The organism is Nonomuraea sp. NPDC049684 (assembly GCF_044465345.1).
Classification (GTDB): domain Bacteria; phylum Actinomycetota; class Actinomycetes; order Streptosporangiales; family Streptosporangiaceae; genus Nonomuraea.
In genome coordinates this window covers 296,253-310,736 of the sequence record NZ_JBITLO010000001.1, presented here as the reverse complement: position 1 = coordinate 310,736, position 14,484 = coordinate 296,253, and the positions used below count along the sequence as shown (strand labels likewise).

At 72.7% G+C, this 14,484-nt stretch carries 14 protein-coding genes; 9 read left to right on the top strand and 5 right to left on the bottom strand.

The annotated features are described in order from the left end of the window. The first annotated feature begins 8 nt into the window (after positions 1–8). The 5 genes from meaB to ACIBST_RS01430 all read left to right on the top strand — a co-directional run bounded on the left by meaB (position 9) and on the right by ACIBST_RS01430 (position 6,329). Positions 9–977 (top strand): methylmalonyl Co-A mutase-associated GTPase MeaB, encoded by a 969-nt coding sequence (gene meaB / locus ACIBST_RS01450; protein WP_397168100.1) that lies wholly within the window; start codon positions 9–11, stop codon positions 975–977. A 215-nt stretch (positions 978–1,192) separates the two neighbouring features. Beyond that, positions 1,193–3,358: a CehA/McbA family metallohydrolase gene (locus ACIBST_RS01445; RefSeq protein WP_397168098.1), complete on the top strand. Its 2,166-nt coding sequence runs from the start codon at positions 1,193–1,195 to the stop codon at positions 3,356–3,358. A 92-nt stretch (positions 3,359–3,450) separates the two neighbouring features. Next, positions 3,451–4,071: a TetR/AcrR family transcriptional regulator gene (locus tag ACIBST_RS01440; protein WP_397168096.1), complete on the top strand. Its 621-nt coding sequence runs from the start codon at positions 3,451–3,453 to the stop codon at positions 4,069–4,071. Further along, complete coding sequence (locus tag ACIBST_RS01435) at positions 4,068–5,159, top strand: acyltransferase family protein (RefSeq protein WP_397168094.1); 1,092 nt, start codon at positions 4,068–4,070, stop codon at positions 5,157–5,159. The genes ACIBST_RS01440 and ACIBST_RS01435 overlap by 4 nt, the downstream gene beginning before the upstream one ends. A gap of 105 nt (positions 5,160–5,264) precedes the next feature. Continuing rightward, on the top strand, positions 5,265–6,329 hold the full coding sequence (locus tag ACIBST_RS01430) for a glycoside hydrolase family 19 protein (RefSeq protein ID WP_397168093.1): 1,065 nt from the start codon (positions 5,265–5,267) through the stop codon (positions 6,327–6,329). 19 nt (positions 6,330–6,348) lie between these two features. Here the strand turns inward: ACIBST_RS01430 and ACIBST_RS01425 are convergent, their stop codons facing one another. After that, positions 6,349–6,750 (bottom strand): MerR family transcriptional regulator, encoded by a 402-nt coding sequence (locus ACIBST_RS01425; RefSeq protein ID WP_397168091.1) that lies wholly within the window; start codon positions 6,748–6,750, stop codon positions 6,349–6,351. Positions 6,751–6,836: 86 nt separating this feature from the next. On the opposite strand from ACIBST_RS01425, the gene ACIBST_RS01420 reads away from it, so the two are divergent. Next, positions 6,837–7,727, top strand: coding sequence for an NAD(P)-dependent oxidoreductase (locus ACIBST_RS01420; protein ID WP_397168089.1), 891 nt, complete (start codon positions 6,837–6,839; stop codon positions 7,725–7,727). 42 nt (positions 7,728–7,769) lie between these two features. Here ACIBST_RS01420 and ACIBST_RS01415 read toward each other — a convergent pair whose 3' ends face one another. Continuing rightward, positions 7,770–9,539: an AMP-dependent synthetase/ligase gene (locus ACIBST_RS01415; protein WP_397168088.1), complete on the bottom strand. Its 1,770-nt coding sequence runs from the start codon at positions 9,537–9,539 to the stop codon at positions 7,770–7,772. 50 nt (positions 9,540–9,589) lie between these two features. Next, positions 9,590–9,772, bottom strand: a complete 183-nt coding sequence (locus ACIBST_RS01410; RefSeq protein WP_352354135.1) for a hypothetical protein — start codon at positions 9,770–9,772, stop codon at positions 9,590–9,592. Positions 9,773–9,797: 25 nt separating this feature from the next. Here ACIBST_RS01410 and ACIBST_RS01405 point away from each other — a divergent pair, with 25 nt between their 5' ends. The 3 genes from ACIBST_RS01405 (at position 9,798) to ACIBST_RS01395 (ending at position 13,206) form a co-directional block, all read left to right on the top strand. Next, positions 9,798–10,325, top strand: coding sequence for a CGNR zinc finger domain-containing protein (locus ACIBST_RS01405; RefSeq protein ID WP_397168086.1), 528 nt, complete (start codon positions 9,798–9,800; stop codon positions 10,323–10,325). A gap of 234 nt (positions 10,326–10,559) precedes the next feature. Beyond that, positions 10,560–12,170: an ABC-F family ATP-binding cassette domain-containing protein gene (locus ACIBST_RS01400; protein WP_397168084.1), complete on the top strand. Its 1,611-nt coding sequence runs from the start codon at positions 10,560–10,562 to the stop codon at positions 12,168–12,170. A 37-nt stretch (positions 12,171–12,207) separates the two neighbouring features. Then, positions 12,208–13,206, top strand: coding sequence for a hypothetical protein (locus ACIBST_RS01395; RefSeq protein ID WP_397168082.1), 999 nt, complete (start codon positions 12,208–12,210; stop codon positions 13,204–13,206). Between the two features lie 67 nt (positions 13,207–13,273). Here ACIBST_RS01395 and ACIBST_RS01390 read toward each other — a convergent pair whose 3' ends face one another. After that, positions 13,274–13,531 carry a zf-TFIIB domain-containing protein gene (locus tag ACIBST_RS01390; protein ID WP_352331027.1) on the bottom strand — a complete coding sequence of 86 codons (258 nt, stop codon included), beginning with the start codon at positions 13,529–13,531 and terminating at the stop codon, positions 13,274–13,276. 59 nt (positions 13,532–13,590) lie between these two features. Further along, complete coding sequence (locus tag ACIBST_RS01385) at positions 13,591–14,445, bottom strand: phosphotransferase family protein (RefSeq protein WP_397168081.1); 855 nt, start codon at positions 14,443–14,445, stop codon at positions 13,591–13,593. Between the last annotated feature and the right edge of the window lie 39 nt (positions 14,446–14,484).

The following is a 14,484-nucleotide window of genomic DNA, read 5'->3' as shown; positions in this document are numbered from 1 at the left end:
AGAAAGGGGTGACCCGCGTGCGCTCGCTGGAGGACTACGCCCAAGGCGTACGGGCAGGCTCCCGTACGTGGATCGCGCGCGCGATCACCCTGGTCGAGTCGACCAGACCGGACCACATGGCGCTGGCGCAGCGGCTGCTCGTCGAGCTCACCCCGCTGTCCGGCCGGGCCCGCCGAGTGGGCGTCTCGGGCGTGCCCGGCGTGGGCAAGTCCACGTTCATCGACGCGCTCGGCACGTACCTCACCGGCCAGGGGCACCAGGTGGCCGTGCTGGCCGTCGACCCCTCCTCGACCAGGACGGGCGGCAGCATCCTGGGCGACAAGACCCGGATGGCCCGGCTGTCGACCGATCCGGCGGCGTTCATCCGCCCGTCGCCGACCTCCGGCACGCTCGGCGGCGTCACGAAGGCGACCAGGGAGGCCATGGTCGTGGTGGAGGCCGCCGGGTTCGACGTGGTGCTGGTCGAGACCGTCGGGGTCGGGCAGTCGGAGACCGCCGTGGCCGACATGGTGGACACGTTCCTGCTGCTCACCCTGGCCCGCACCGGCGACCAGCTCCAGGGGATCAAGAAGGGCGTGCTGGAGCTGGCCGACGTGATCGCGGTCAACAAGGCCGACGGCGAGTACGAGCTCGCGGCCAGGAAGGCGGCCAGGGAACTGGCCGGAGCGCTGCGCATGCTCCGCTCGGATGCGGGGCCGCCGCCCGTCCTGACCTGCAGCGGGCTCACCGGGGACGGCCTGGAGGAGTTGTGGCGGCGCATCCTGGCCCATCAGGACGCGCTGGACCTGGCCGCCAAGCGCCGCCGCCAGCAAGTGCAGTGGACCTGGACGCTGGTCCGCGACCGCCTGCTCGCCGAGCTGCGCCACGACCCGCAGGTGGCGGCGATCACGGCGGAGGTCGAGCGGGAGGTCCTGGCGGGCGAGCTGACCCCTGCGCTCGCCGCCGACCGCCTCCTGTCGGTGTTCAAGCGCCCCTGACGTCCGGCTGTGGGTGTTCGGGCGGCCGTGACGTCCGGCTGACCGGGTTCTAGCGGGCCCTGACGCCCGGCGGTGGTCGCCGGGGGTCTCCACTCCCCGGAGGAACAGACTTGCGTCCGGGGCAGAAATATCCGTATCCGCCGCGTCATCTCCGATCCGACGGCTTGAGCGGGACATGTCACGATGTCGCGCAACCGACGTGGGGAGAAGCGCAGATGTGTGCGGAACCGATGCTGCCCGAAACGGTCGCGGAGGCCCTGGAGGAGTACGGCCGCCTGCTGGCCGAGCACGGCATCACCTGGGGCGAGCCGGAGATCCACTACGTCAAGTTCTTCGCCCGGCGCAGGGTCCTGCCGCCCTCGCTGTTCGGCGCGTTCTGGCGCCTGGCCTTCGAGGAGGCCGCGCGGCTGCACCCCGGCCGTCCGATCGACCGGCTCGCCGCCCACCTCGCCGAGCCCGACTACGACCGGGTGCTGCGCGACGCCCTCGCCGGCGACCTGCCGCCGCACCTGACCGCGCTGCGCGTCGGCCCCGACCGGATCGAGCTGCGGGGAGCGCCGATCACCGTCCTGGCCCCGGGGGAGCCGCACCCGGGCCCGCGCTGGACGGGCGCGGTGCCGGTCGCGGACGCCCGGCCCGCGACGGCCGTCCAGGCCCCGCCGCCGCCCGCCGGACGCGGCACGGAGAAGATCTTCCTGCTCGTCGACTCCTCCCGCGACACCCCCTGCCCGGTCAGCGTGGACGACGCCCGCCGCGAGCTGGCCCCCCACGGGGCCTGGCTGGTCGAGGCCGGCATCGACAGCGTGATCGTGGCCGACGGGCAGCGCGTCCGGCTCGATCCCCTGCTGCGCCCGGTCCCCGCCGCCCGGCTCACCCTGGTGGCGGGGGAGCCGTGCCGGTGGAGCGTCGCCTCCCGGGACGGCCGCGGCTGGTACCCGCCCGGCGTCCCGGCCCGGCACGACTACCACGGCAGGCCCTACTTCCACGGTGACGGCCGCACCCTCGACGTCCCGGCCGAACCGCTGACGATCACCGTCACCCGGGGCATGGAGTACGCCGAGTCCGCCCTGGACGTCACCCTCGCCCCAGGCGAGGAACGCGTGGTGAGGCTCGTCCCTGAACGCCTCTACGACGCCGCCGCCCGCGGCTGGTACGGCGGGGACCTGCACGTCCACCTCAACTGGGCCGGCGACCTGGTCGGCCTGCCCGCCGACGCGGCGGCCGCCCAGCTCGGCGAGGACCTGCACGTGCTCAACCTGCTCGCCGGGAACGTCTCCGGGCCGCGCGTCTACGACCGGGCGGCCCTCGACCACTGGGCGGGGCAGGACCTGCCCTGGTCCGACGCCACCCACCTGGCCCGCATGGGCGTCGAGTACCGCAACGACCTGCTCGGCCACGTCTACGCCTTCGCCCCGGAACGCGCGCCGGGCCGCTTCCACACCGGGTTCGCCGGCGACGCCGACTGGCCGCCGAACGCCGAGGGGCTGCGCGAGCTGCGCGGCCTCGGCGCGGTCCTCGGCTACAGCCACCCCTTCGCCACGCCGCTCGCCGACGGCGACCCGCCCAGGGCCGTCGTCTCCCCGGTGCCGCGCAACTGCGCCGCCCGCGAGCTGGTCGCCGACGCCGCGCTCGGCCTGGTGGACAGCCTCGACGTGCTCACGCACGCCTCGATCCCGTCCACGGCGGCCGTCTACCGGCGGCTGATCGGCGCGGGCAACCGGCTCGCCGTCACCGCCGGGACGGACTCGATGATCTCCTTCACGCGTTCGGACAACCAGTCGAACCCGCCCGGCTGGGCCCGCGTCTACGCCCGGGTGGAGGGCGAGCTGACCGCCCGCGCGTTCGCCGACGCGGTACGGGCGGGCCGCACGTTCGCCACCACCGGCCCCTGGCTGGAGCTGACGGTGGACGGGCACGGCCCCGGCCACGTCATCGACGCCCGCCCCGGCGACCACGTCCGCGTCACCGCCACCGCGATCGGCCCGGAGGTGGCCGCCGTGCGCGTCCGTACGGCCGAGGGCGTGCGCGCGGGCGCGGAACGGCTCCCGTCGGGCGAGCGCCGCGCGGACGGCGAGGAGCGGCTGACCGTGACGGTCGACCTGCGCGTGGACGAGCCGACGTACGTGCTGGCGGAGGTCGTCTGCGACCCGCACCCGCGCACCATGACCGGCACCGGCTACGCCCTGACCAGCCCCGTCTACGTGGACGTGGCCGGCCGCCGGGTGGCCAGGCGGGACGACGTGCGCTGGTGCCTGGAGTGGCTGGACCTGCTGGAGGAGCTGATCAGGTCGCACGCCCGCCTGACCGCCCCCGCCCAGCTCGCGGACCACGTCACCCTCCTGAACCAGGCCAGAGACGTCTACCGCACCCGCCTCTCCTGACCTCCCGCAGCCTCCCGTTCTCCCGCGCCCCGCCCTCCCGCGAGCGGTCACCGAGTCCCGTGCTTTCTGGCCGCCTGTGCTAGATTTTGGCCATGCGGTCAGAAAATCAGTCGGGTGGCCAGAAGACCCGCTCGTTCATCGAGGAGGCCAGGCGGGCGCAGATCATCGCCTCGGCCGTGGAGGTGATCGCCGAGGTCGGGTTCGGTCAGGCGTCGCTGGCACGCATCGCCCAGCACGCGGGCATCAGCAAGGGCGTCATCTCCTACCACTTCGCCGGCAAGGAAGAGCTGATGGAGGAGGTGGTCAACAGCGTCTACGGCGAGATCGCCGCACACGTCATGGCGCGGATCGAGGGCGCCGAAGGCCCCACCGCGATGGTGCGCACGCACATCCTCGCCGTCGCCGAGCACATGCGCGACCACCGCACCCGGCTCAAGGCCCTCGGCGAGATCTTCTACAACCTGCGCACCGCCGACGAGGAGCCGCGCTACGGCGTCAACGCCAACGAGGAGCTCTACCAGGCGATGGAGCAGATCTACGCCTACGGCCAGTCCACCGGCGAGTTCCGCGACTTCGACCGCCGCGTCATGGCCATCACCCACTTCTCCGCCATCGACGACATGTTCGCCTACTGGGTGGCGAACCCCGACCACGACCTCGACGCCCACGCCGCGGAGCTGGCCGACCTGTTCGAGAGGGCGTGCGGGCGATGAGGACCGAGACCGGCACCAGGCTGTTCGCCGTCGACAACCTGCGCGTGCTGCTGACCGCGCTGGTCGTCGCCCATCACGTCGCCGTCACGTACGGCGACATCCCGCTGTGGTACTACACCGAGCCGGCCGCCGACCCCTCCGGGACGGCGCTGGACATCCTGGTGGTCTTCAACCAGGCGTTCTTCATGGGGTTCTTCTTCCTCATCTCCGGCTTCTTCACCCCCGGCTCCCACGACCGCAAGGGCGGGCGCGCGTTCGTCCGCGACCGGCTGGTCAGGCTCGGGGTGCCGCTGCTGGTCTTCCTCCTGCTGCTGCGGCCGCTGCTCACGATCGGCGAGCACGGCATGCCGTTCTGGAAGTGGTACATCGTCTCGTGGGACCCGGGGCCGATGTGGTTCGTCGAGGTGCTGATCGTCTTCGCCCTGCTCTACGCGTGGTGGCGGCGCGCGGGCCGCTCCGGCGCGCAGAAGGCGGGCGCGCAGGAGACCGGCGTGCAGGAGGCTGGGGCGCCGAGCCTCAAGGGGGTCGTGCTGTTCACCCTCGGGCTGGCGGCGGCCACGCTCCTGTGGCGGATCCCGGTGCCGCAGGGCACGTACGTGCCGGTGCTCGGGCTGCCCACGCCCTACTTCCTGCCGCAGTACGCGGCGATGTTCGCGGCCGGCGTGGTCGCCTTCCGGCGCGGCTGGTTCGGGGCGCTGCCCAGGCGGGCCGGGCGGGCGGGGTTCGTCGTCGCGGGCGTGGCGACCGTGCTGTTACTGCCGCCGGCGGCCCTGACCACGGGCCTGGTCGCGGTCGCGATCAACGCGTTGTGGGAGTCCGTGTTCGCCGTCGGCATGATCGTCGGGCTGGTGGTGCTGTTCAGGGAGCGGTTCGACCGGCAGGGGCCGCGCGGCAGGTTCCTGTCCGCCAACGCCTACGCGGTCTACGTCCTCCACCCGCTGGTGCTGGTCGCCGCGGCCTGGGCGGTGCGGGGGCTGCACGCGGCGGCGGTCGTCAAGTTCGCGCTCGTGCTGGCGGTGTCGCTGCCGTTGTGCTGGGGGCTGGCGTACGCGGTCCGGTCGTTGCCGGGGGCCAGGCGCGTTCTCTGACTCCGGGCTTGACTTTGGGCCTTGCCGGGCCCTCGAAGGCGTGCCACCATCGCGCTAACTCTTAGGAAACTTTCTTAAGAGATTCCGTGAAGGGAAGTGATCGGGGTGCGCCGGAGCCTGACGCTGTTCGCCGCCGCGCTGCTGGTGGCGGGCGTCCTGTCGGCCGTCGTGCCGGCCCCGCCGGCCGGGGCGGCCACGTGCGCGACGCCGTGGAACGCCTCGACGGCCTACAACGGCGGCGCGGTGGTGTCCAGCGGCGGGCACAACTGGTCGGCCAAATGGTGGACGCAGAACGAGACCCCCGGCACCGCCGCGGTCTGGGCCGACCAGGGCGCCTGCGGCGGCGGCGGTACCCCCACGCCCGGCTGCGACCACCCGGACTGGGTGGCCGGCCGGTACTACGCCACCGGCAGCATCGTGCGATACACCGACGGCAACTACTACATCGCCGTCCACGACAATCCCGGCTACGACCCGGTGATCAGCACCTGGTACTGGGACCCGTACGCGTGCGACGGCGGCGGCGGCCCCACCACACCGCCGGACCCGGGAGGCTTCGTGGTGAGCCAGGCGCAGTTCGACCAGATGTTCCCCGGCCGCAACTCCTTCTACAGCTACAGCGGTCTGACCACGGCGATCGCCGCCTTCCCCGCCTTCGCCGGGACCGGCTCGGCCACCGTCAGGAAGCAGGAGGCCGCCGCCTTCCTGGCCAACGTCAGCCACGAGACCGGCGGGCTGGTCTACATCGTCGAGCAGAACACCGCGAACTACCCGCACTACTGCGACGCGACCCAGCCCTACGGCTGCCCGGCCGGGCAGGCCGCCTACTACGGCCGCGGGCCCATCCAGCTGAGCTGGAACTTCAACTACAAGGCCGCCGGCGACGCCCTCGGCATCAACCTGCTGAACGACCCCTGGCAGGTGGAGCGGAACGCGTCCGTGGCCTGGAAGACCGCGCTGTGGTACTGGATGACCCAGAACGGCCCCGGCACCATGACCCCGCACGACGCCATGGTCAACAGCCGCGGGTTCGGCGAGACCATCCGCAGCATCAACGGCAGCCTGGAGTGCAACGGCGGCAACCCGGGCCAGGTGCAGAGCCGGGTCAACGCCTACCAGCGGTTCACCCAGATCCTCGGCGTCGCCCCCGGCGGCAACCTGTCCTGCTGACCGCCTTCCCGGCGCCGGATCAGGCCGGCCGTGCTTCCGCGTGGGCCCGGCCGGCCTCGTCGGCCGGCGCGCGCCGTTCGGTGGTCTCCAGGTAGCCGCGCAGGGCGCGCCGGGAGCGGGTGAGCGTGTCGATCTGCTCGTCGAGGCCGCGCAGCCGGGCGCGCAGCGTGTCCAGCAGCTCGGGGCAGGGCACCAGATCGGGGTCGGGGCCCGTGACGCAGGGCAGCAGGTACGCGATCTCGTCGGTCGACAGCCCGGCGTCGAGCAGCTTCCTGATCTGGGCCACGGTCAGCACGGCCCCGTCGTCGTACTCGCGGTAGCCGCTGGCGCGGCGGCTGGGCTCCAGCAGGCCCTGGGCCTCGTAGTAGCGCAACTGGTGCGGGCGGACGCCGGTCCGCCGGCTCAGGTCACCGATCAGCACGGCCGTCCCCCTTGACCTTCATACCGGTCTGAACGTTGACGATTCTCCCATAGCTGCTGAACCACCTCCTTGGGAGAGCGACTGTGATGACGAAGGAAAGCCGTACCCCCGTGACCGTCCTCGGCCTGGGGCTGATGGGGGAGGCGCTGGCCGGGGCGTTCCTGCGCGACGGCCGGCCGACGACCGTCTGGAACCGTACGGCGGCCAGGGCCGACCGGCTGGCCGGGCAGGGCGCCGTACGGGCCGGGTCGGCGCTGGAGGCCGTGACCGCCGCCCCGCTCGTGGTCGTCTGCCTCACCGGGTACGACGCCGTGCGCGAGGTCCTCGACCCGCTGGGCGCCGCCCTGGACGGCCGGGTGCTGGTCAACCTCACCTCCGGCACCTCCGCCGAGGCCCGCGACACCGCCGAGCGGGTGGCCAGGCACGGCGGCGCCTACCTCGACGGCGCGATCATGACCACCCCCGCCGCCATCGGCACCGCGGCGGCCGCCCTGCTCTACAGCGGCCCGCGATCGGCCTTCGACCTGCACGAACCGGCGCTGCGCAGCCTCGGCGGCGCGACGACGTACCTCGGCGCGGACCACGGCCTGTCGGCGCTCTACGACGTCGGCGTGCTGAGCCTGATGTGGAACATCCTCAACGGCTTCCTCCAGGGCGCCGCGCTGCTCGGGGCCGCCGGGGTGGAGGCCGCGGCGTTCGCCCCGGTCGCGCGGAACGGCGTCGAGACCGTGGCCGGCTGGCTGGACGGCTACGCGCGGCAGATCGACGAGGGCGCGCACCCGGCCACCGACTCGACCCTCGGCACGCACGTGGCGGCCATGGACCACCTCGTGCACGAGAGCGAGTCGCACGGCGTCGACGCCACGCTGCCGCGCTTCATCAGGGAGCTGGCCGGCCGGGCCGTCGCGGCGGGCCACGGCGGCGAGGGCTACACGGCGCTGATCGAGCAGTTCCGCAAGCCCTCCCGCCGGGACTGAGACGGCGGGCCCTCGCACCAGACCCGCCGTCCGGCGGCGCTGTCAGTCGGTGTAGAAGCCGTCGAGGACGTCGGCGTGGCGTTCCTCGACGGCCTTGCGCCTGATCTTGAGGCTGGGCGTCAGCTCGCCGGTCTCCACGGTGAAGTCGCCGGCCAGGATCGCGAATTTCTTGACGGTGGCGTAACTGGCCTGGTCGGCGTTGACCTGCCGGATCGCCTTGTCGACCTCCTCGCGCATGCGCGGGTGCCCGCACAGCGCCTCGGGGTCGGCCGGCAGCGACTCGGCCTCGGCCCACGGGCGCACCACGTCCATGTCGAGGGTGACCAGCGCCGTCACGTAGTTGCGGCGGTCGCCGTGCACGAACACGTGTGAGGCGAACGGGCAGGCGGCTTTGATCCGGCCCTCCAGGTAGGTGGGGGCGACGTACTTGCCGCCCGAGGTCTTGATCAGCTCCTTCTTGCGGTCGGTGATCAGCAGCCGGCCGGCCGGGTCGAGCTCGCCGATGTCGCCGGTGTGCAGCCAGCCGTCCGTCAGCGCCTCGGCCGTCTCCTGGGGCAGGCCGTGGTAGCCGCGCATCACGCCGCGCCCGCCGATGAGGATCTCGCCGTCGTCGGCGATGCGGACCTCGGTGCCGGGCAGCGGCGGGCCGACCGTGCCGAACCGCACCGACTCGGGACGGTTGAGGAAGCTGCCCGCCGACGACTCGGTCAGGCCGTACCCCTCCAGGATCGTCAGGCCGGCGCCGTCGAAGAACTCGGCCACGTCCCGCGACAGCGGCGCGGCACCGGAGATGAAGAAGCGGATCCGGCCGCCGAAGCGCGCCCGCAGCTTGGCGAAGACCAGCCGGTCGGCCAGCGCGTGCTCGACCCGGGTGGTGAGCGGGACGGCCGCCTCGCGCTGCCGCGCCCTGCTGACCCGCAGGCCGGTCTCCCGCGCCCACTCGAAGATGCGCAGCTTGACCCCGCCCTCGCGGCGCACGGTGGCGACGACGGTGTTGTGGATCTTCTCGAAGATGCGCGGCGCGGCGGCCATCACGGTCGGGCGCAGCGCCCCCAGGTTGTCGGCGATGCGGTCGAGACGGCCGTCGATCGCGGTCGGCACGCCGATGTCGATCATCACGACCTCCAGCAGCTTGCCGAAGGAGTGGGACAGCGGCAGCCACAGGAAGTGCAGGTCGTCGGGGGACAGCAGGCCGATCTCGCGGACCGAGCCGGCCGCGAACAGCCAGTTGTCGTGGGTGAGCTCGACGCCCTTGGGACGTCCGGTGGTGCCGGAGGTGTAGATGAGCGTGGCCAGGTCGTCCTGGGCGATGGCGTCCACCAGGGCGTCGTAGTCCTCGGGCGCGCCGCCCTGGCCGTGGCCGACCGAGTCGAGGGTGACCACCCAGCCGTCCTCGCTCGCCGAGCCGTCCACGACCACCACGCACGTGACGTCGGGCAGCTCCTTCTGCACGGACCTGAGCTTGGCCACCTGCTCGTCGTCCTCGGCGATGACGATCGTGCTGCCGGAGTCGGTGATGACGAAGGCGCACTCGGCGGCCGTGTTCGACGGGTAGATGGTGGTGGTGGCCGCGCCCGTGGAGAGCACGGCCAGGTCGGCGAGGATCCATTCGAGCCTGGTCGAGCAGAGGATCGACACGCGCCGGCCGGGCCCCGCGCCGAGCCCGGCCAGCCCCAGCGCCAGTCCGCGGACGCGCTCGCCGACCTCGCTCCACGACAGGGAGGTCCACGCCTCGCCCGACGGCACCCGGTACGCCTCGGCGTCGGGGGTGGCCGCGATCCGGTCGCGCAGCAGGGAGGGAATGCTGGACATGCCTGACCTCCTGAGGGGTGTGCCGCCGACTCTAGGACGAGTGCGCCTGATCAGTCGATGGCCGTGATCGACCTGCCGCCGGCCGGGGGCGGGCCGGCGGAGGCGACCGTCCTGGACGTGCGCACCTCCCACGCGCCGCAGGCGCAGCGCAGGTAGGAGACCAGGCCCTCGGAGGTGCGGTGGGAGGAGACGAGGGTCAGGGCGAAGGGGTCGTGCGGCTCTCCGGGATGCATGACTCCAACCTGATGTAATGACCTTGTGCATTTCAACACTTACGGCGGCAACGGCGCCGAACTCGCCGCGGCCCTGGTCAACGCGAGCGACTTCAGCCCGGCCGCGGTGCGGGAGACGCTCACGGCCAACGCCATGTGGCGCACGGACGTCACCCCGGCCCAGGCGGCGGAGCTGGCGGCCTGGGCGCGCCGGCTGGCCCCCGTCTTCGGGGAGCCCGACCTCGGCGTCCAGGTGCGGCTGATCAACGAGCTGCTGGAGATCACCGCGTCCCGGCCGCACATCAGCACGCACGACGGCCTCGAACCCCACCTGCACTTCTTCTCCGTCGAGGCCGACATCGTCTCCAGGGCCAAGGACACCACCGCGGGCGGGCTGGCCATGGCCGTGTGCTTCTCCGACGGGCGGCGGCTCGGGCGCTGCGACCGGACGGGATGCGAGACCGTCTACGTGGACACCTCGCGGAACGGGCGGCGCCGGTTCTGCTCGCTGATCTGCGCGAACCGGGTCAACGTGGCCGCCCATCGAGCCCGGAGCGTTGCCCGTCCGTCGTGATTCGGGTAATATGTCCGGGTTGTATCGCCGACCCCTGGGGGCAGTTGACGTGAGGATCTGAGGCCGCGGGCACCGCGCCTACCCGCCCGGTCACGGGCTCTGTCGCGTGCGCACCCCGACCTCGGCGACCTCCTCGCCCCGGTTCTTCCCAACTCAGGCTGTCTGGTTGTCGCGCGCGCAGCGGTGTTCCCGCCAAGTCACGAAATTTCGATTTTTGTGATGGGAGCCGCCTTTATGTCTTTTTCCATTGTCGTCGATCACGTGTCCTTCGGCCGGCCCGACGGGACCATGGTGCTCGACGGTCTCGACGCCGCCTTCCCCGCCGGACGTACCGGGCTCATCGGGGCGAACGGGTCGGGCAAGTCCACCCTGCTCAAGGTCATCGCCGGGGAGCTGACCCCGGCATCGGGCTCGGTCTCGGTCACCGGCGAGGTGGGGTACCTGCCGCAGAACGTGCCGCTGGAGGGCAGCCGCACGGTGTCCGACCTGCTGGAGATCAGCGGGAAGCGGGCCGCGCTGCACGCCGTCGAGAGCGGCGACGTCGCCGAGGAGCACTTCACCGCCATCGGGGACGACTGGGACGTCGAGGAACGCGCGCTGGCCGAGCTCGACCGGCTCGGGCTCGGCCACGTCGGGCTCGACCGCACGGTCGCGACGCTGTCGGGCGGCGAGGCCGTCATGGTCGCGCTGGCCGCGCAGATCCTCAAGCGCCCCGCCGTGCTGCTGCTCGACGAGCCCACCAACAACCTCGACCTGGACGCCCGGCGGCGGCTCCACGCCGCGGTCTCGGCGTACCCGGGGGTGCTGGTCGTGGTCAGCCACGACCGGGCGCTGCTCGGCCTCGTGGACCAGATCGCCGAGCTGCGCGACGCCGCCGTGCGCCTGTACGGCGGCGACCTGAGCGCCTACGAGGAGCAGGTCGCCGCGGAGCAGGAGGCGGCCGAGCGCACGGTCAGGACCGCCGAGGGCGAGGTGCGGCGGCAGCGGCGGGAGCTGATCGAGGCCAGGACCAAGCTCGACCGGCGTGGCCGCAACGCGCGGAAGGCGTTCGAGAACAAGAGGGTGCCCAAGATCGTCGCCGGCGGGCTCAAGATGAAGGCCCAGGTGGCGGCGGGCAAGCACCGCGCGCTGCACCAGGAGCGGCTGGCCGAGGCCAGGGGCAGGCTGACCGAGGCGGAGCTGGCCGTGCGCGACGACGCCGAGATCCGCGTCGAGCTGCCCGGCACCGCCGTCCCGGCCGGCCGGACCGTGCTGACGCTGCCGCTCGACCGTCCTGAACGTCCCGACGGCTCCGACGGCACGCCCGGCCGGGACGGGCTCAAGGCGCTCGACCGGCTGGTCGTCCGGGGCCCGGAGCGGATCGCGCTGCTCGGGCCCAACGGGTCGGGCAAGACGACCCTGCTGCGCGGGATCGTCGAGCACGGCGCGCACGTCCCGGTGGCGTACCTGCCGCAGCGGCTGGACGTGCTCGACGACGCGCTGAGCGTCGTGGACAACGTCCGGGCCGTGGCGCCGGCGGCCCCGGTCAACGACGTGCGGGCCCGGCTGGCCCGCTTCCTGTTCCGCGGCACGCGGGCCGACCAGCCCGTGGGCACGCTGTCGGGCGGCGAGCGGTTCCGCGCGACGCTGGCCGCGCTGCTGTCGGCCGATCCGCCGCCGCAACTGCTCCTGCTGGACGAGCCGACGAACAACCTGGACCTGTCCAGCGTGCGCCGGCTCTCCCAGGCGCTGGCGGCCTACCGGGGCGCGCTCGTCGTGGCCAGCCACGACGTGCCGTTCCTGGAGACGCTGGGGATCACCCGGTGGCTGCGACAGGATCGGGATGAGGGACTGGCCGAATCGTAATTGACGTCTGGGGATCAACCGGGCAATAGTGGGGCAGGTGGCTTCACCCCGGTTGATCTCCTGCGTTCTCGCCCTGGCGACGGTGACGCTCGCCGCCTGCTCCTCTCCTCCACCGCTGACCGGCGGTGAGCCGAAGGTCAGCGGCGTGGCGGACGGCAAGGGCGGAGCCTTCGGCGACCCCGGTGGCGATCCGAGTGGCGATCCCTCGTCGGGGTCCAGCCCCGCCGTCAGCGCCCTGACGCCGGAGGCGTACAAGGGCGAGCTCGACAGCAGGCACAAGGCGATGACCGGCGCGATCAGCGGGCTGGCCGGCGCGCGCGGGGTCCAGGCGCTCAACCAGCGCGTGGACAAGGCCGAGCAGGCGCTGAGCGGCGCGGCCGACGCCCTGTCCGCGATCGCCCCGCCGGCCGAGATCCGCGCCCAGCACGACGCGTACGTCACCAGCCTGCGCGACTTCGCCGCCGAGCTCGGCTCCACGGCGGGCAAGGTCGGCAGCCGCGAGCTGTGCACCTCCTCGGCCGTGCTGAGCGACCTGAACACCAAGCTCACCGCCCTGAACAAGGCGGGCGAGGCGCTGCAGAGCGCCGGCGACTACCCGGCCGACGTCGTCACCGTCAAGGCCGGCGGCAAGCAGAACAGGCGGCTGAAGAACGGCGCGTTCATCCGCCGGACCTCCCTCGGCGGCCGCAGCTCGCTGGAGGTCGACAACGGCGGCACCCGCGACGCCGTCGTCACGGCGGTCAGGGGCGGCGGCAAGACCTTCAGCGTGTACGTGCGCAAGAAGACCAAGTTCAAGGTCAGGGGCGTGCCCGACGGCACGTACAAGATCTACTTCACCCACGGCGTGGACTGGGACGGCAAGAGCAGGTCCTTCAGCCGCCAGTGCAGCTTCGAGCGGTTCCAGAAGTCGGTGAAGTTCAAGACCACGGTCACCGCCACCCAGATCCTCTGGCACGACTGGCGGGTCACCCTGCACGCCATCTCCGGCGGCAACGCCCGCACCGCGCCCGTCAATCCGGACGACTTCCCCAGCTGACCGGTTCGGGCCCGCGCACGCGAAAGGGCCGCGCGAACGCGCGGCCCTTTTCCGGCTGCCGGGGCGATCAGGTCGAGAACAGCATGCCCACCCAGCTGCGCTGGCGGTGGTGGCCGTAGTGGTGACCGCCGTGGTGGGGAGCGCCCCAGGCCGGCCCGGGGGCGGGGGGCGGCGGCGGAGCGGCGTGGTACTGCGACTCCATGCGGGTCAGGGTCTCCAGCTCGCCATAGTCGAGGAAGATCCCACGGCAGTTGTCGCACTGCTCGATGTGGACGCCGTTGCGCTCATATGTCCGCATGTTGCCGCGGCACTTCGGGCACTGCATCTAAGTCGCTCTCCTTGGATCCGGGGTCTCAGGCTGAAACCTACCGCGTGCGGCCCCCGTCACGCTCGGACGATTCTGCTGCACGATTCGATTAACGCGTGCTCCACCTCGTCGAGTTCCCGGTTCTCGCGCTCGGCGTTGAAGACGGCCACCGCGGCCAGTTGGACGGTCAGCGCCCGGGCCGGCAGGTCGAGCCGCTGCCAGGGATCGTCGCCCTGGCCGAGCGCGGGGCCGCCGGAGGCCAGGTAGGCGCCGAGGAACCGCTCCCAGACGGCCGGCTCCAGCAGGCCCGCCGCGTACCAGGCGGCCGGTCGCGCCAGGTCCCAGGCCGGGTCGCCGACGCCCAGGTCGTCGACGTCGATGAGCAGCCACCGGTCGCGGCAGACGAGCTGGCCCAGGTGCCAGTCGCCGTGAGTCAGCAGGCCCGGCGCCGGGGCGGGCTCGGGCAGCTCCTTGAACGCGTGCCGGACGAGCTGCTCGACCGGGCCGTCGCCGTTCATCCTGGACACCGCGCGGGCGGCCCGCGCCGGGCCCCCGGCGGGCGGCATCGGCGGCACCAGCGTCAGGGGGACGGCGTGCAGCCGGGCCAGCAGCCGTGCGCCCTCCTCCCAGGGGGCGGACCCGGGATCGTCGTGGGGGACCGGGCGGCCGGCCGGCCAGACGCTGACCGCGCGGCCCGCCGCCGTCAGCACCTCGGCCTCCAGCGGGGCCAGCAGCACGCCGTTGACCGCGGCCGCGGCGGCGGCCCTGAGCCGGGTGCGCAGCGGCTCCACCTCGTCGCGGGCGGAGTGGGCCTTGACCACCACCTCGCCCATCCGTAACACGACCACGTCGGTGCGTGTCTGGTGCCGCACGGGCTCGCCCGTGCCGCCGTACGCCGCGGCGATGCCCGCAAGCTCCTCCTCTAGACCCACTCGTACAGAGTATTGGGCAGTGTTGGGGGTAAATGCCGT